Origin of the sequence: Oculatella sp. LEGE 06141 (genome assembly GCF_015207605.1) — a bacterium.
Lineage (GTDB): Bacteria > Cyanobacteriota > Cyanobacteriia > Elainellales > Elainellaceae > Oculatella.
The window spans coordinates 182,999-200,266 of sequence record NZ_JADEWO010000002.1; the positions used below are offsets into that span (position 1 = coordinate 182,999).

15 protein-coding genes are annotated in these 17,268 nt (G+C 50.8%); 7 read left to right on the forward strand and 8 right to left on the reverse strand.

Annotation, left to right across the window (positions count from 1 at the left end; genetic code table 11):
* The first annotated feature begins 265 nt into the window (after window positions 1-265).
* Both IQ268_RS02375 and IQ268_RS02380 read left to right on the forward strand, forming a co-directional pair.
* Window positions 266-988, forward strand: coding sequence for a Crp/Fnr family transcriptional regulator (locus IQ268_RS02375; protein ID WP_193875172.1), 723 nt, complete (start codon window positions 266-268; stop codon window positions 986-988).
* Between the two features lie 297 nt (window positions 989-1,285).
* Window positions 1,286-1,690 (forward strand): response regulator, encoded by a 405-nt coding sequence (locus IQ268_RS02380; protein ID WP_193875174.1) that lies wholly within the window; start codon window positions 1,286-1,288, stop codon window positions 1,688-1,690.
* A 10-nt stretch (window positions 1,691-1,700) separates the two neighbouring features.
* On the opposite strand, the gene IQ268_RS02385 is transcribed toward IQ268_RS02380, so the two are convergent.
* Complete coding sequence (locus IQ268_RS02385; RefSeq protein WP_193875176.1) at window positions 1,701-2,066, reverse strand: DUF2203 family protein; 366 nt, start codon at window positions 2,064-2,066, stop codon at window positions 1,701-1,703.
* Between the two features lie 78 nt (window positions 2,067-2,144).
* On the opposite strand from IQ268_RS02385, the gene IQ268_RS02390 reads away from it, so the two are divergent.
* The 3 genes from IQ268_RS02390 (at window position 2,145) to IQ268_RS02400 (ending at window position 5,878) form a co-directional block, all read left to right on the forward strand.
* Window positions 2,145-2,426 (forward strand): DUF6439 family protein, encoded by a 282-nt coding sequence (locus tag IQ268_RS02390; RefSeq protein WP_193875178.1) that lies wholly within the window; start codon window positions 2,145-2,147, stop codon window positions 2,424-2,426.
* Window positions 2,427-2,713: 287 nt separating this feature from the next.
* Window positions 2,714-3,103 (forward strand): VOC family protein, encoded by a 390-nt coding sequence (locus tag IQ268_RS02395; protein WP_193875392.1) that lies wholly within the window; start codon window positions 2,714-2,716, stop codon window positions 3,101-3,103.
* Window positions 3,104-3,412: 309 nt separating this feature from the next.
* Complete coding sequence (locus IQ268_RS02400; RefSeq protein ID WP_193875180.1) at window positions 3,413-5,878, forward strand: putative PEP-binding protein; 2,466 nt, start codon at window positions 3,413-3,415, stop codon at window positions 5,876-5,878.
* A 17-nt stretch (window positions 5,879-5,895) separates the two neighbouring features.
* On the opposite strand, the gene thiD is transcribed toward IQ268_RS02400, so the two are convergent.
* The 3 genes from thiD to IQ268_RS02415 all read right to left on the reverse strand — a co-directional run bounded on the left by thiD (window position 5,896) and on the right by IQ268_RS02415 (window position 9,495).
* Window positions 5,896-6,708 carry a bifunctional hydroxymethylpyrimidine kinase/phosphomethylpyrimidine kinase gene (gene thiD, locus IQ268_RS02405; protein WP_193875182.1) on the reverse strand — a complete coding sequence of 271 codons (813 nt, stop codon included), beginning with the start codon at window positions 6,706-6,708 and terminating at the stop codon, window positions 5,896-5,898.
* 83 nt (window positions 6,709-6,791) lie between these two features.
* On the reverse strand, window positions 6,792-8,213 hold the full coding sequence (locus IQ268_RS02410; RefSeq protein WP_193875184.1) for a tetratricopeptide repeat protein: 1,422 nt from the start codon (window positions 8,211-8,213) through the stop codon (window positions 6,792-6,794).
* Complete coding sequence (locus IQ268_RS02415; protein WP_193875186.1) at window positions 8,203-9,495, reverse strand: P-loop NTPase fold protein; 1,293 nt, start codon at window positions 9,493-9,495, stop codon at window positions 8,203-8,205. Before IQ268_RS02415 ends, IQ268_RS02410 begins: the two co-directional genes overlap by 11 nt.
* A gap of 178 nt (window positions 9,496-9,673) precedes the next feature.
* Between IQ268_RS02415 and IQ268_RS02420 the strand changes: the two genes are divergently transcribed.
* Together IQ268_RS02420 and IQ268_RS32700 are read left to right on the forward strand one after the other, a co-directional pair.
* On the forward strand, window positions 9,674-11,086 hold the full coding sequence (locus IQ268_RS02420) for a sensor histidine kinase (RefSeq protein WP_193875188.1): 1,413 nt from the start codon (window positions 9,674-9,676) through the stop codon (window positions 11,084-11,086).
* Window positions 11,087-11,295: 209 nt separating this feature from the next.
* Window positions 11,296-11,427, forward strand: coding sequence for a hypothetical protein (locus IQ268_RS32700; protein ID WP_255527133.1), 132 nt, complete (start codon window positions 11,296-11,298; stop codon window positions 11,425-11,427).
* A 37-nt stretch (window positions 11,428-11,464) separates the two neighbouring features.
* Here IQ268_RS32700 and aspS read toward each other — a convergent pair whose 3' ends face one another.
* From aspS to IQ268_RS02440, 4 genes are all read right to left on the reverse strand, one after another.
* The gene (gene aspS, locus IQ268_RS02425) at window positions 11,465-13,252 is read right to left on the reverse strand and encodes an aspartate--tRNA ligase (RefSeq protein ID WP_193875189.1); all 1,788 of its coding nucleotides are present in this window, start codon (window positions 13,250-13,252) and stop codon (window positions 11,465-11,467) included.
* A 395-nt stretch (window positions 13,253-13,647) separates the two neighbouring features.
* Window positions 13,648-14,052, reverse strand: coding sequence for a hypothetical protein (locus tag IQ268_RS02430; protein ID WP_193875191.1), 405 nt, complete (start codon window positions 14,050-14,052; stop codon window positions 13,648-13,650).
* 124 nt (window positions 14,053-14,176) lie between these two features.
* Entirely contained in the window at window positions 14,177-15,061 is an 885-nt protein-coding gene (locus tag IQ268_RS02435; RefSeq protein WP_193875193.1) for a zinc metalloprotease HtpX, read from the reverse strand.
* 133 nt (window positions 15,062-15,194) lie between these two features.
* A complete protein-coding gene (locus IQ268_RS02440) occupies window positions 15,195-16,994 on the reverse strand; it encodes an ATP-binding protein (RefSeq protein ID WP_193875195.1) in 1,800 nt (599 codons plus the stop codon).
* Between the last annotated feature and the right edge of the window lie 274 nt (window positions 16,995-17,268).

Here is a 17,268-nt window from a genome sequence, read left to right on the forward strand (position 1 = left end):
AATCGCTTTCAATGGCAGTTTCAGGAGATTTGCTAACACTCATGCTCATTTGTCACCGAGATATTGAGCAAAGTGCATAGATGTGAGATTTAGTGTACGGCATCGTACGGACAGAAGTATCGACCAATAATTATGCTCGGCTAGCTGTCACGCAACCCAATGGGTTGTCGGCGTGTTGTCTTTGTATAGGCACGCTTCGTTTTTCAGCATCTCATCCTGTTTCTTGTTCGCTTGCTGCCTTCAAAGCTAGAAGCCGGATGACATTATGCCGATTTATTCTCCTAAACCATTGGACAATCAACTGGACAATCAACTGCTTGCCGCCCTACCAACCGAAGAGTATCAGCGGCTTGCCCCCTATTTAGAGATGGTATCTTTTCCAGCCCGAAAAATTCTGTATCAACCGGGCGATCGCATTGAGTATGTTTACTTTCCAATCGGGGCGATCATTTCATTGGTGTCTGTGATGGAAAACGGAGCGACTGTGGAAGTCGGTATCGTTGGCAGAGAAGGAGTAGTGGGTGCGCCTGAGATAGTTGGAGATGGCATCACTAGCTATCAAGCCATTGTGCAACTGGCCGGAACTGGGATGAGGATGAGTGCAGAGGTGCTGAAAGCAGAAATTAATCGCAGTGAAACCTTGCGAAAGCGGCTCTTACTCTACATTCAGGCGTTATTTGTTCAAATTGCTCAAGGAGCCGTTTGCAATCGACTCCACACGATCGAGCAACGCCTTGCCCGATGGTTGCTAACGATTCGGGATGGCATTCAAGCCAACGAGTTTTACCTCACCCAGGAGTTTATCGCTGAAATGATTGGCATTCGTCGGTCTAGTGTCACTGTGGCCGCAGGTGCGCTACAGCAATCGGGAATGATTCAATACACGCGTGGCAGAATCACAATTCTAGACTGTGACCACCTGAAAACAACTTCTTGTGAGTGTTACCGGGTGATTAAGCAGGAATTTGAACGGATCTTGAAGACTTAGATTGAGGGGTGGCGATCGCATCACTGACGGCCTGGATACAGGGCTATTGTTCTATCAGCAACTAGCTTATGTGCGGCATCGGACAGATATCCTGGCTAATTCCGGGGTATGTTTCGTAAGAGGAAATTCTATAAAACTCTACATTTCACACTGTTTGATAGTTCACGCTGTTTGATATTCGCTGCATCACCTGTTGTTCGGCTCCTGGTACCTTCACTACCGCCTACGTCAGGTACTCGTCGAGCCTCGATTGAGAGATGGCTTTGAACCCCAGATTCATACCTGATCTTCACCTTTATGCCTGAATGTCCCCTGTCTGGCTTAAAGCTTCTCGTTGTTGATGATGATGCCGATACTAGAGATCTTTTTGCTTTCTTGTTGGAAGAAAACGGTGCTGATGTCATCAAAGCAGGTTGTGTTAGTGAAGCGATCGCACTGTTCCAGCAGCGTGATCCCGACCTGGTGATCAGCAACATCATGATGCCAGATGAGGATGGCTGCGCCCTGATGCGTCAAATCAAACGGTTGGATGCTCAGCGCAATAGGCAAACGCCAGCGATCGCCATCTCTGGTCTTACTCGAACAGAAGATCGCGATCGGGCATTACTGGCTGGCTTTCAAACGTATCTAACCAAACCTGTAGCGTTGAATGGGGTGCTGAATGCGGTGAGTGCCTTAACTGGGCGCAAGTTGCCGGTTTAGCTTTCTTTGCTTATCCCGCTAGAGATTTTAGAATCCAGCCGAGTACGACTCCAATTCCGCCAAATCGAACCGCCAACCAGAACACTTCTTTCAGGCCGCTCCACGAGACAAGCTGGCTTTCTAGCGCTATTTCTAAATCATCAAGCTGTTGTTTAATCTGCTTTAACTCCGCTTGCAGCGATTTGGATCGAGTTTGGCGATACTGGCGTTGCGCCTGAGACAGCCGCTGCTGCAACTCTTGCTGCTGCTGCTGGTCGGCTTGTACCTGGGCATAGCGGGTTTTAAGAGTTTGCAGCGATCGCTCAACCTCGTGCAGCGTCTGATCAAACTCTGGTGGATGCTTAGAGGAATCGGGGGGATCTTGAGAAGGCTTCATGCTGCGCCGTAGTAGAGTAAGAATAAGGACTCCGCTCCATACCAGACTAATATGCCCGACTCCATCCACGTTAAACCTATGGTTTCTGAAACTCTGTCTACTCCAGGTACAAGCCGCCTGGCAGAGTTCAGCACGTTAGAATTAGCACAAGCTCTAGCAGAACGACTGGCGATCGCCCCTGGTGATTGGCATCGGCTTAAGTCAAACCGCAAGGCACGCGCCAGCGAACAGGCCGCTACAGCGCTGCTGTACTTACTCAACGACCAGCCGGAAGAAGCAGTGGCAAGGCTGCAACAGGCAACAGGGTGGCTCGATCGCTCTATCTCTGCACCTCCCTGCCCGTCTCATGGCACTCATTAATTGCCGAATCGCACTGGTTGTGGTTGCATTCTGAAGCAGTCTACCCGGCTGTAGCCATCCGTTTGCCATAAAAACAGAGGCTAAACAGCCTGGTAAGTGGTGTTGTGCCAATGTTCGGGTTGTTACTGGAGGCTGTCTGGAGGAGTGCTAAGCCCAACTCGAATCGCTCCCTAAATTCCCCAAAAGGGGGGAGTTTGCAGGTTTGGAAGTCCTTAAAATTGGGAAGTTAGGAGACTAATGTAGACTGTTGAATCCTTCTCAGGTATCTTCTTAGAAATGTTTTGCTAATGAAAACCCAGGGCATTCATCACGTTGCGATCATTTGTTCTAATTACGAAAAATCGAAGCATTTCTACGTGAATGTTTTGGGGTTTTCAATTATTCAAGAAACCTTTAGAGCGGCGCGAAATTCCTATAAGCTCGACCTGAACGTAGGCGGACGAGATCAAATTGAACTGTTTTCGTTTCCCAACCCGCCCGATCGCCCCAGCCGTCCAGAAGCCTGTGGCCTGAGGCATTTAGCTTTTTCGGTGAGCAATTTAGATGAAGCCTGCGCCAGCCTTAGCGCCGAGGGGGTTGTGCTAGAAGCGGTCAGGGTTGATGAACTGACCGGAAAACGATTTACATTCTTCCAAGATCCAGATGGCTTGCCGCTCGAAATATATGAGATTCTTTAAAGTAAAGCATTCTCCTCTTTTGGCTTGCTCTGGGATAGTAAAGGATGCCTGAACAGCAAAGAAACTGTCCCGCTTCTCCCTTCACCTTCCTGTTTTAAGAGGTTACTTCAAGGCTTCATCGTACCTGTAACGGATGGCAGATTAGGCTTCTTCAACGGTCTCTAATTCCCCAATTGTTTATCGCGCTAATTCCCTCAGCCTTTATCAATCCTCCTATTTAGATTAGTTAGAGTTAGAAAGAAGGCTGAAGGGCGATCGCTCTAAATCGTTTGCTAAAGGCATTGCCTCACCGTATTGCGCTTGACGCTTGTGGATAATTTCTATCAGTTTGACCGAATTCAGCCGACCGATCGCAGCGTGGTAGGAGACAAGGCATTTTACCTCAGTCTGTTGGCTCAGCGGGGATGCCCTGTGGTTCCTGGTCTAGTGATTTCGGCCAACCTGCTGCGAGAGTTTTTGGAGCAAATGAACTGGCTGGAACCTCTATTTGCCGACTTGCCCAATTCATCGCTCCATTTGGATGTGAACCAGCCACGGCAATTGCAGGCGATCGCACAACGCATTCAGCAGACCATTCGCGCTAGCGAGCTGCCGGAATCGTGGCTGGATCAGATTGAAACGGCTGTCGCTGCATGGCAAGCACCAGCTTTGATGTTTCGTCCCTCTCTGGCGTTACAGTCGGGTGTTGATCCAACATTGAGTTACCGCACCGGGGGCTTGCTGGAGGCGCAGGTGGGTTGGGTAAGCCGCGAGGCGATCGCTTCAGGGTTGAAGCAGGTCTGGGCACAACTGTTTCGAGCCAAAAGTTTAATATATTGGCAGCGATCGGGGTTGCAGCTTCAGCAGGTCAAGCTAGCGGTTGTCGTTCAACCGTTGTGGTCGGCGATCGCCGCCGGAGATTTGCAGACACTGGCTACTCAGGCTGAAATCCGTTCTGTTTGGGGCTTGGGGCACGCCCTGGTTTGGGGGGAAAGCCTGCCCGATCGCCATATCGTTGATCTCGCCTCAGGGCAAATGAAGGCTCAGCATTTAGGCAGCAAAACCTATGCTTACTATTTAGAACTCTGTGCCCCTTCTGCCCTGCCAGAAACATCAGCGCTGCTGGTTCAAACCTACTCGTGTTTACAGACGTACATCATCTCCGCCCATCAGCAAGAGCAATATGCCCTCACCCCGGCGCAAATTCAGCAGCTTGTGCAACTAACCCAACCCATTCGGGCTGAAATGGGGCACGATCTGCGGCTGGAATGGCTACTCTGCCGCCCAGACCTTTCAGCGGAGCCGATGATTTATGTGACTCAGGTGAATCCTCAACCGCAGAATCGACAGCCTACCTTTACGAGCGCGACGGCGATCGCCGTAACGGAGGCAGACCCCCCTCTAGCGTTTGCTGAGCCTGCCACCTCATCCAACCTATCAGCGCCAGTCGTGTTAAACGGGTTAGCGGCATCCACTGGGCAAATGGTTTCTAGCGCCTGGGTCGTTACCGATCCAGAGCAGTTGACGCTGCCACCGCCCGATCGGATTATTCTGGTGGCGGCAAACATTACACCCGACTGGTTGGTGTGGATCGAGCGGGTGGCTGGCATTGTCACCGAGCAAGGGGGAATGACCTGTCATGGTGCGATCGTGGCTCGTGAAATGGGTATTCCGGCTGTGGTTGGGGTGGCAAACGCAACCCGATTGCTGCACAGTGGAGACCTGGTTTTTGTCAATGGCGATCGCGGCTTGGTTTATCGCCTGGAGAATGAAGCTGCGCTAGCGACGATGGTGCAGCAGGAAGCTCATGCCAGCCGAACTCGATCTGCCGCTCCCAAAGCTCCGCTATTTGACCCCGCTTTAGCTGAGCCGCCGCAGGCGCGATCGCGTACGATGCAACTGCTGATTAACCTCAGCCAACCCAACGGGATCTCGCAGGCCGCCCAGCTTCCTGTCGATGGCATTGGGTTGTTGCGGGCTGAGTTGATGATGCTGACGGCACTGGAGCAAAAGCATCCCAGTTTGTGGCTGGCAGACGCACCACGGCTGATTGATCGCATTGCCAGTCAAATTATCCAGTTTGTAGACGCATTTGCTCCGCGTCCGGTGTACTATCGCTCGTTGGACTTGCGATCGCACGAGTTTCGCTTGCTAAAGGGCAGCAATGTTGAGCCGGAAACCAATCCCATGCTGGGTCTTCACGGCACGTTTAGCTATGTGGTCAATCCTGCTTTGTTTGAGATTGAATTGGCTGCCCTGCGGCAAGTGCAGCAATCAGGGTATACCAACCTGCACCTGATTCTGCCGTTTGTGCGAACCGTTGAAGAATTTAGCTTCTGCCGTCGGCGGGTGATGCAAGCGGGGTTGGCTCAAATCCCAGAGTTTCAGCTTTGGATTATGGCAGAAGTGCCCTCGGTTTTGTTTCTGTTGCCTGATTATGTTAAGGCAGGTGTGCAGGGCATTGCCATTGGCACCAACGATTTGACTCATTTATTACTGGCGATCGATCGCGACCAATATCAAATTGCGTCTGCGTTTGACCAGCGCCATCCCGCCGTGATGCGTGCCATCCAGCAGCTCATTCAAACGGCCAATGAACAGGGAATTCCCTGCTCGGTTTGCGGTCAAATTCCCAGCCAGTATCCTGAGACGATCGAACGAATGGTGCAATGGGGAGCAACGGCAGTGTCGGTTAATCCAGATGCCGTGGATGCTGCCCATGAGGCGATCGCCCGAGCCGAACGGGAACGGTTCTTGGATGCCACCTGGTCATCGGTTGAAACCTCCGAGCTGTGAGCGACATGAGGTGCTGCTTACTGAAGCAGCGGAAAATAGTGCCCCACTGGCCCTTGACCCTGACCAATGCGAAGGGCATAACGGAGCGCCGTGGTAACGTACTCTTTCGCAAAGTGGACAGCCGCCGCAGGCTCATGACCCAGCGCTAAATTGGCGGCGATCGCTGCCGATAATGTACAGCCTGTTCCGTGGGTGTCGTTGGTTTGAACTGTATCGGTCTTCAAGGTTTCGAGGCGATCGCCGTCAAACCACACGTCTACCCCACGCAGGTCTCCGGTCATGCCGCCGCCTTTCACCAGCACCGCCCTTGACCCCAGTGCAAAAATGGCGGTTGCTGCCGCCTGCATATCCTCTAGCGTATGGATATCTAACCCGCTGAGAATTTGTGCCTCATAGCGGTTGGGGGTTAGCACCGTCGCCAGGGGAATTAGTGCTGTTCGCAAGGTGGCGATCGCGGCATCGTCAATGAGTTGGGCACCCGTTCTCGATACCATCACTGGATCAACGACTAAATTGGGTAAATTCAGCGCTTTTGCCTGCTCCGCAACGGCAGAAATAATGTCTTGATTCAGCAGCATCCCCGTTTTAACAGACTGCACACCAATGTCGTCTACGACAGCAGTGATTTGAGCCGTCACAGACTCTACAGGCAACGCATCCACCCTTGCCACACCTACGGTGTTTTGTGCTGTGATGCAGGTCAGGGCACTGGTACCGTGAACCTGATGAAAGGCAAAGGTTCTCAAGTCAGCCTGAATTCCGGCTCCGCCACCGCTATCCGATCCGGCGATCGTCATGGCAACAGGAACGAAAGAGGGGGTCGCTGTCATCCGTTTCAACTTGTTTACAAACCGAATCTACAAACCGAACTAATAACATAGTGTAACGACGAAGACAGCCTCACAGAGCAGCATTATCGCGTTTCAGAATGTAGACTCTCCAGGTTTTCGCGCACTAGCAGCGTGTAAAGATGGCCAGCGCCCAGCACCGGAACGCTCAATTCCAACGCCTGCTCGTATAGCGCTTCGGCTTCGTTATAGCGACCCTGGGCGGTGTAAACCATTGCTAAATTATTCAAAATAATGACCACGTCCGCCAGTTCCTCATCGGAGGAACGGTTGTTAATTTCAATCGCTTCTAAGTACAGCAGTTCTGCTTCGCCATAGCGCCCCTGAGATTTGTAAACAAACGCCAGGTTATTTAAGATCGCCGCTACTTCGGGGTGATCTGCCCCTAAAAGACGCTTTTTCAGTTCCAGCGCCTGGAGATAAAACGTTTCTGCCTCGGCATAGTGCCCCAGCGAGTCATACAGTCTGGCTAAGTTTTCGAGGCTGGTTGCCGCATCAGGGTCGTTTGCGTCCAGCACTCGTTTGTTTAGCTCAATCACTTGCAAATAGAGCGGTTCTGCTTTGCCATAGCGCCCCTGGCTATAGTAAAGCCCTGCCAGACAGTTCAAACTCTCGGCCAAATCAGCCTCCAACCGCAGTTCTCGCTGAATGTTAGCGGCTCTGGTAAATGCCTCGATCGCCGCATCATGCTCTTGCTGATAGTCTTGGGCGTTTCCCTGCTCTAGTCTCTCCATGTAGGCCAACCCCAAACGGGCATACATCGAGCCTAATAGCCGTATTTTCGTTCCCTGTTGTTCCAGCGATTGAATTAACGATTGCAGGTCTGCGATCGAACCGGAATAGTCGTCGTTGAACTGCGATGAATCTAAGCCGTGGGGAATGGGCAACAATCGAGGCGCATCATCAGAATTAGGAATAGCCAACTGAGGCGAGGCAGACGATGCTAGAAACGCCAACCTGGGACGGGGCATTATGCCGTGCTGCTGCGACACAAACCGAAACACACCGTTGCGCCAGCTCCAAAAATCGGGGGCGCGGTAGCTGAGCTGATCCAGAATGGGATGGGTTACCCAAAGCACGACTGGAAACGGAAATTCTCGCAACCCTTCCCGCGTCCACTGCAAGTAGCCAAAGAAAATTTCCTGCTCCGATCGCTCCTCATTTAGCTTGAAGAAGTACAGCTTCTCCGCTCCTGTGACGGTTAAAACAGCATTGCCGCCCTGGCGCAAATAATCGTCAGCCTGAACCGTTTGGGCGATCGCCAACCGCAAGCTGGGTTCTCGGCGCGGCAAAGTAATTCGGTAGGGACGGCATTGAGGCGATAAATCCGCCTCGTAGCGTTTGATGATTTGCTCCCGCAATTCTGTATTGTCTGACACGGCAATCAGCAGGCTTAACTTGCCCTCGCTGGCTTCAACCGAGACGAGCAATTCTTCATACGCTTTCGTGTTAGCCTCGTCCCGTTCGTCTGGGTCATCATGTATCATTGACCAACCCTTTTCGTTTGAGCAAATCGGTCACAATCGGGTGGGTATCGTACCAAACTTCATCATTGCGATATTCCAAAATGTGAAGTCCATGCAGCAGATCTAAAAACGTTTGATCTTTTGGATCGTCGGGTTTAAATGTGTCATATGTGGCCTGCAAAATTTGGTAATCTGCCTTGCCTAATGGCGTTTCAAAATCAAGCCGAATATCTTTAATTGCTTCTATTAAAACGGCCTGGTTAATAATAATATCGGTGCGATCGGGATGGCGACGAATCGATCGCAAACAAATGCGGCAGCAAATATTAGCAATTCGAATTAGCTCACGCAAAACGCCACCGCTGTAAAAAACAATTTGTTCGGCAATATCCGGCTCAATCACACCATTTGGAATGCGTTTATGCAGAATATGGCACAGCGTTTCTCTCATTTCAGGCCGAGAGACGGGATGTGGTTTTCGTCGTTCGCCTTTGTCAAATAGCTTGGCTACGGGCATTTCTACAATCTGGTCGTCGGCAGCCGACACAATAATGGCTCGCAGCGACCCTTCCCGTAACGACGACACTGGAATGGTAAACACCACTCGAAAACCGGGCTGAAACAGCGCTTTAATGTGGTCTTGATAAATTTGACGTACCAACCCCAAATCGAGCTTATCCAGGTCGTCAATAATGACCAATACTTGTTTTTGAGTCGCCGCTTCAACTAACGCTGCAATTTCATTCAGCCGCCCGACTAAATCTGAAATATTGCGTTCAAACTCATGCTTGATTTCATTTCGAATCGTTGCTTCTGTTTTGAGTTTACCGCTAATAAACTTGAAAAGATCGAAACCCGCTCCGGCTTCAGCGCTTGTTGCTTCAGTTTCAATGCGAGTGCGAGTTGCAAACCATTTGTATAGCGATTCTTTAACCGACGTTGAAATATTAACCTGCCGTTTTTCCGCTTCAACCATCATGTTGAGGGCGATCGCAAACAAAATATTGATGTGATTCACATCCGACATTTCAATCGTGTCGGCGATCGAAAAAAACACGACAAAGTAGCCCCGTTCGTCGCACTGCCGCCCAAATTCAGCCAGTAGGGTCGATTTGCCGCAGCCACGATGTCCCGCAAAAATAATCTTGCCGTCCCGCGAGTCATCGTCTTCCACCAACTGCTCCAGCTCGGCCAGCACATCCGCGCCATACTCCACCCGAAACTTTCCCAACTCCTGTGGGTCAAGCAACGGCAGCAAATCCAGGTTGCGATAGGCTTCTCGAAACGGCTCTAGCAGAGACATTGCTCAACACTAGATAACTTAGATCGACAGTCTACTATACATCATGGTGCATCGGCGGACGCAATCACCGCAATTGCATCAGCCCCCTTAGCTGCCAAACAGGAGTTAGTGGGCACCCTAGAAACGATTATGCTTTCATTGTGATGTCACTGGGTCATCATAAAGACCTGAAAACTTCATGACCTCAACCAAACGCTCTAGACCGGGATTGTCAAAGCCCTGCCTGTTTGAAGCCAGCAATCAGGGACTTCACTTAGACTCACCTCTGAACGAACTGTCGCAGTATCAGTTCCAGGTGGAGTCTTGCTATCTGGCAAAAGAGGTAATGCGCCTGTTTGAGCAATACCCACTGGTTCCTGGAGTGGTGGTGCTAGAGCAAAACCAGTTCTTAGGCATGATTTCGCGGCAACGGTTCCTGGAATGCCTGATTCGGCCACAGGGACTGGATCTTTTGTTGACGCAGCCCTTATCCGTTCTGCTGAGCTATACCCGTACTGACAGCCTGATCTTGCCAGAATCGACCCCGATTCGGGTGGCGGCACAGCTAGCACTGCGGCGATCGCCTGAATATCAGGGCGAGCCAATTGTGGTGCAAATCGATGCTTCTACCTATACGCTGCTTAATGTTCATGAACTGAACATCGCGTACTGGCAAATTCGCGGAATTGAAACGCAGGTTCGGTACGAACGAACTCAAGTGCAGATGATTCAATCCGAAAAAATGGCGAGTTTAGGGCGGTTGGTGGATGGTGTTGCCCACGAAATTCTTGACCCGGTGAGCTTCATCTGGGGTAATTTAACCCACGTTTCAATTTACACCGAACAGATTTTAGGATTGTTATCGGCCTACGAGGTCTGCTTCCCCACCATTCCGGAAGAACTTCAGGACTTGCAAACGGAGATCGAGCTGGACTATGTGCGGCAAGACTTGCCCCAAACGATCGCCAGCATCAAGGCCGGAGCCGATCGGTTAAAAACGCTGGTCACTAGCCTGCAAAACTTTTGCCACATCGATGACGTTTACCCCAAACCTGCCGACCTGCATCAATCGCTCGACAGTATTTTGCTGCTGCTTAAAAGCCGCCTGACGGGCGACATTGACGTTGTGAAACACTACGGGCATCTGCCACCTGTTGCCTGCTTCACGGGGCAGCTCAATCAGGTGTTTATGAACATCTTGACTAATGCGATCGATGCCCTGATCAATCAAGCGATTCGGCAAAAACTGGCGCAGGAATTTGGCACGACTGGAACGGGAAGAAGGCACCTTCAGCCTGAGCCAAAGCCGCAAATTACGATTACAACCCAGGTGCGATCGCGACAATTAGCTGACCCTAACACCGATACTCAAAATTCCACGATGGAATCATCGCGGTGGGTGTTAATTCGCATTGCAGACAATGGCCCTGGGTTGTCCGCCGAACAGTATCAGCGCATTATGGATTCATTTTCGGTGAAGAACCGAACCGAGAAAGAAACAAGCCTGGCGGTTAGCTATCAAATTGTCACCGCAAAGCATGGGGGCAAGCTGAATCTGAAATCACATCCTGACTTTGGGACAGAATTTGAAATTTTGTTGCCGTTAGCCTAGTCGGCTCAGGCATGGAATCCACCTGCCATTGGTCAATCTGCACAAGGGACGAATGACCCATGACAGCGCAGGAAGAGTATGCTCACTTCTGCCCCAGCTTGCTAAACCTGGAAGCTGGCGATTGCTCGTTTCTCATGCTTTCCTGACACCTCAAGGAACCTAATTCCCAGCGGCAACGTGATCAAGACTGATGATTTTCGTCATCTACCATGAAAAATATCACCGTTGCGTTCTTGGCGGGTTGTCTTGTGGGCATTGTTATTGTGCGCCCTCAGGTCATTTCAGCAACCGGGACACAGCTAGAAGATTGGTGGCTGGGTGCGATCGCCCTGCTCGATTGATGCCCATCGTTCTCAAGGCGATCGCGTGTTCTTTTCCCTAAGCCTTGGGCTTAAACGTTGACGCAATCTGCAATTCCTTCAACTGCTTGCCATCGACCCCGGAGGGCGCATCGGTCAACAGACAGCGGGCTTGCTGCGTTTTGGGGAAGGCGATCGCATCTCGAATTGACTCTTCGCCCGCCATTAGCATCACCAGTCGGTCTAAGCCGTAGGCAATGCCGCCGTGGGGTGGCGTGCCAAACTCGAACGCTTCCAGCAAAAAGCCAAACTTATTTTGAGCCTCTTCTGGAGATAAACCGATCGTCTCGAACACCTGCTGCTGCAAGTCGGGCTGATAAATTCGCAGACTGCCGCCCCCGACTTCAAACCCGTTATATACCAGGTCATAAGCTTGAGCGCGAGCCGTTTTGAGGTCATGGGCATCGTCCGGAAACGGTGCTGTAAAGGGATGGTGCAGCGCTTCCAGCCTCTTTTCATCGGCATTCCACTCAAACATGGGAAAGTCGGTAATCCAGAGCAGATTCAGCCTGGTTGCATCAATCAGCTTTAGTTCGCGTCCCAGCACTTGCCGGAGGCGATCGAGCGTTTTGTTGACCGTTGCCACATCACCCGCCCCAAACAGCAGCAGATGCCCTGGTTCAGCACCCGTCCGTCTTAACAACTCCTGCTTCTGTTCATCCGATAAGTTGTCTTTAATTGCGCCGATGGTGTCGATTTCACCATCATCCCGCACCCGGATGTACGCCAGTCCCTTGGCTCCGGCCTCGCTGGCCTCTTTAAATAGATCGCCACCCGGCTTAATCCGAACGTTAGAAATGAGTGCGTTTGCCTCTGGTAGTGGCAACACTTTAACGATGCCGCCGCTCGTCACTGCGCCAGAGAACACCTTAAATCCGGAGTCTTTGACCAGGTCAGACACATCAACCAGTTCCAGGCCAAAGCGGGTATCGGGCTTGTCGCTGCCATAGCGATCCATCGCGTCGGCATAGGTTAAGCGGGGGAAAGGGCGAGGTAAATCAATGCCCTTGACGGTCTTAAAGATGTGACAAACCAGCCCTTCGTTTAGATCCAGAATCTCGTCCTGCGACATGAAGCTCATCTCCATGTCGAGTTGAGTAAATTCGGGCTGGCGATCGGCACGTAAGTCTTCGTCTCGGAAACAACGAGCAATCTGATAGTAGCGATCGAACCCCGACACCATCAACATCTGCTTAAACAGTTGCGGCGACTGGGGCAGCGCATAAAACTCAGTAGGATTGACCCGACTCGGTACCAGATAATCTCTGGCTCCTTCTGGCGTTGAGCGCGTCAACACGGGCGTCTCAATTTCAATAAATCCCTGCTCGTCTTCGAGATAGCGCCGAATCGATTTCACAATTTGATGGCGTAACTGAAGGTTGCGCGACATCCGCTCTCGCCGCAGGTCTAAGTAGCGGTACTTCAGGCGCAAGTCTTCCCGCACCGGTTCGGTGTCAGAGGTCGAAACCTGAAACGGAAGCTGCTTACGAACCGCATTCAATAGCTCAATTTCATCGGCGTAGATTTCTACTTCACCCGTTGGCAGCTTGGAGTTTAGCGACTCCTCGGGACGATGGGATACCCGACCCGTTACCTTCACCACATATTCGTTGCGTAAGGCTTCTGCCGCGTTGTATGACTTTGGAGTGCGTTCGGGATCGCTGACAATTTGAACAGTGCCGGTGCGATCGCGCAAATCTAGAAAAATCACGCCCCCATGATCTCGACGGCGATCGACCCAACCAAACAGGGTGACCGTCTTGCCGATGTGTTCAGGTCGAAGTTGACCGCAGTAGTGAGTTCGCATGGCTGAGAATCAGGGGTGCTTGAAGGGTAATCGGTTACAAAACGTTCTTATTATCTAGCATTGTGAGAATCCTGAACGATAGGATTCCGATGTTCGTTCTCCAGTTTGGGGGCAATGCCGAGCGACTCTGCGCCGACACCGATAACCATCGCTATTCCACGAATCGCTTTAGCCGTTGCGGGTCAGCCATTCTGGAATCCGTATAGACGCTTAGCCACATCGGTTCAGGAAGCGTATGGGTTGTGATTGGTGCAATTCTCTGCCAGAGTCATTGATCTGTTTGTCCCATTATGCCTAGAATTATCGGCAACGTGAGATCAATTGTTGGCGATCGCCAAACACACCAAAAGGCAAGCGATCGCCTGCCTTTTGATTCTGGCTGTACCGGAATACAGCTATTTAGAATTGGGCGAGTTCATCAGCGTATCCCAGGCTGCTTTTGCTGCTTCAGCTAAGCGGGTGCCTAGCGATTCAATTTCACTGAGGACATAGTGCCAGTTTTTCTCGGCTTCCTGCTGAAGCAACTGCACCGATCGATCAATGCGTTCTGGCTCAAATAGCTGATTGTGTTCGATTGATTCCCGTGCATGGCGCACTGCATTCAAATACGCGTCGCGAGTATAGTCCCCCGCTGTTTGAACCTCAACCTGCGCGCGTTTTCTAATCGCTTCAATTAACGCCTTCGTCTCACGGCGAACCTCGTCCGATTCGTTCGCCATTTCAGTTTCTACCAGGGCATCCGTTTGGGAACTGACTTCAACAATAGCCGTTGTTTCAGGGGTGTTTGGTTCAGAACTCATACTGCTTCTCCTTACAAAAGTCTAAACATTGGCAATGCGTACATTACAGGTGAACCGTTAGCGTCGCGTTGCGAAACAATCTCTCAAACTGCGTTGTCCTAGTGATAGCACTCTGGTTCTGCACTTATCGCAACCGAGAGAAAGCTGGCATTCGCAGACCCACCCTCTCTTGTTCTAACTTCAATAGGCGTTGAATTCGAGCCTCAGTAGAAGGATGGGTAGAAAAAAAGTGGCTGAGCGTGTTTCTGGGAAGTGCATTGGTAATCAGCAACGGTTCAAAGGCCGGATTCCCTGGCATGGGTAGCTGTTGGGCACTCCGTTCTAATCGTCTTAAGGCGTTAGCCAATGCCCGTGGATTACCCGTCAGTTGGGCGGCTCCTGCATCGGCCTCAAATTCACGGGTACGCGAGATCCCAAGCTGAATCACGGTGGCAGCGATCGGGGCTAATGTTACGGTCAACAGTATGCCGAGTGGATTTGGACTGTCATCATCTTGTGACATGCCGCCAAACCAAAGGCTATAGCTTGCCATCTGTGCCAGAAAAGAAATTGCGCCTGCGATCGTGGCTGCTACCGCTTGAGTAAGCGTATCCCGGTTGTAAACATGGCTCAACTCGTGAGCAATGACCGCTTCTAACTCGTCGTCTGGCAGTAAGTTGATGATGCCCTGTGTAACAGCTACCGCCGCGTGTTGAGGATCGCGTCCGGTGGCAAAAGCGTTGGCTGCTGGTGTTGGCACCACATAAATAGCAGGCATGGGCAGGTTAGCGCGATCGCTCAATCGCTGCACCATGCGATACAATCCCGGTGCTTGCGCTCGGCTAACAGGTTGGGCACGATAGGCCGCCAACGCAATGCGGTCGGAGTAATACCAGGAACCCAAATTAGTTAGCGCTGCCAGACCCACGCCAATTACCGCTCCGGTTGGGCCTCCAATCAGCCAGTAGCTAAGGGTGATGAATAAGGCACTCAGCAGACCCAATAGTGCCACAGTTCTAAATTGGTTCATTTAGCTTGCTCTCCTGTTGTCAGACTGACGCTTTAACGTCTTCCAGTCCCGGCAGAGATTGATTTTGCTCTAAGTAAATTGTATCGAGCCAAATCAGTGTGCATGGAGCGGAATCTGCCACCAGGAGGTACGGTTAGTTCGCCTGTGCGATCGCTTGCTGCTGAATGGGAATTTCGATGATAAAGCTAGCTCCCTGTCCTCCCTCAGATATGCACTGTAATAAGCCGCCGTGCTTTTCTGTAACAATTTGGTAACTGATGGATAGCCCTAACCCCGTTCCCTTGCCAACGGGCTTGGTTGTGAAAAAGGGATTAAACAGGTGTTGCTGAATCTTGGCAGGAATGCCTGCTCCATTATCTGAGATGCGAATGTAGACTCGTTCCGCATTCAGTACTTTTGTCTGGATGCTAATAGTAGCAGGCTGGAGCGGTTTCCCTGCTTCAAACGATTGAACCAGGTGTTCATCTAGAGCGTCGATCGCATTATTAATCACGTTCATAAACACCTGATTCAGTTGCCCTGGGTAGCACTCTACTAAAGGCAAATTGCCATAGTCTTTTTGAACTTCAATCGCAGGATGATCCGGTTTTGCTTTCAACCGATTTTGCAGAATGAGCAGGGTGCTATCGATGCCTTCATGAATATCCACTGCTTTCATGTCTGCTTCGTCCATGCGCGAAAAGTTGCGTAACGACAAAACAATACTTTGAATGCGCTCTGCTCCAACCTTGATGGATGATAGCGTTTTTGGTAAATCGACCAACAAGAAATCGAGGTCGATCGCCTGAATGGCAGCTTGAATATCAGGTACAGGGGTGAGATAGTGCTGCTGATAAAGTTGTACGAGATGCATCAAATCGTGAGTGTACTCACTTACATAATCAAGGTTTCCATAAATGAAATTAACGGGATTGTTGATCTCATGTGCCACCCCAGCTACCAGATGACCTAAGCTGGACATCTTTTCACTTTGCACCACCTGAGCTTGCGTCCGTTTCAGTTCATACAGCACTTGTTCCTGCTGCCGTGCTTTCTCTTTAAGATGCCATTGCGATTGCTGCAACGCTTCTTCCGCCTGTTTTCGGGCAGTAATATCGTGCATGACAGCGACGGCACCGACTTGATAGCCGTTACTGTCCAGGAGTGGGTTGGCATTTGCCAGCAGGTAACGCGGGGATTGTCCCTTTGCCACAATAGCCATGCCAGCATCGTGAACCTGTTCACCCTGTAAAGCCCGCACCAGCGGAATTTCTTCGATGGGCAGCGGTGTGACTCCATCTAAACGATAAAGGTCATAAAAGTCAGTCCATTTTTCGGGGGGGATGGTTTGCAGATCGGCTCCATGCCAATCCCGCGCTGTTCGATTGAACAACGTCAGACATCCGTTGGCATCACAGCTCACCACACCTTCAGAAAAATTTTCTACAAGAACTTGAATAAACTCTTGTTCCTGTCGTAGTGCTTCTTCTACCTGCTTGCGCTCAATGATTTCGTTGGCTAACTGTTCATTAACTTGGGTCAGTTTTGCGGTACGTTCTTCAATGGCTGCCTCCAAATTAGCGTTGGTTGTGGCTAGTTCTGCATTAACCTGCGTCAGTTGGGTTTGAGCCTGAGTTAAAAGCAGTGGCCCATCTACCAGGACGGTATAGTAGGGTCGCAGAGCGATATACGTTCCAGCAACAACTGCTGTGAGTAGATCAAACCCTACTTGCATTTTGAGTAAGGGTGAAGCGTTGTACGGAGGCTGAGAAAATGCCATCAACAGCACATGTCCCCCATGCCCCAACCCGCAACTGAAGAAGACCAAAATGGTGGCTAAAACTAGCGAAGTTTTCTGTTGTCCCCGCAGAAAGGGAAACAAGATTAGCAGTGCGATCGCAAAGTAACTAATTGAAACAAAGGTATTTGCACTTAATAATAATGTGTTCAGCATTAACTAAAGCTCCCTGCATCGTGGCAGCGACCTAACTGGATTGCGTTTGTGGAGAATGGAGTGGAGTGCTTTGAATCAGGCAAACCAAGCGTGGAGTTTTGGAGCGTGTAAATCCAGTGTCGCCTATGAGACGGGGAGTATCTGTGGTATTACTGGCTGAACTTGCCTGAGCGCTTTTGCCGAGATCGCCATCCATGTCTATGCCTGATTTCAGCTAGACGCGGTACGTAGAGGCATTGCCGCATCAAAAAGGGGAATGCCTCTATATTTAGGC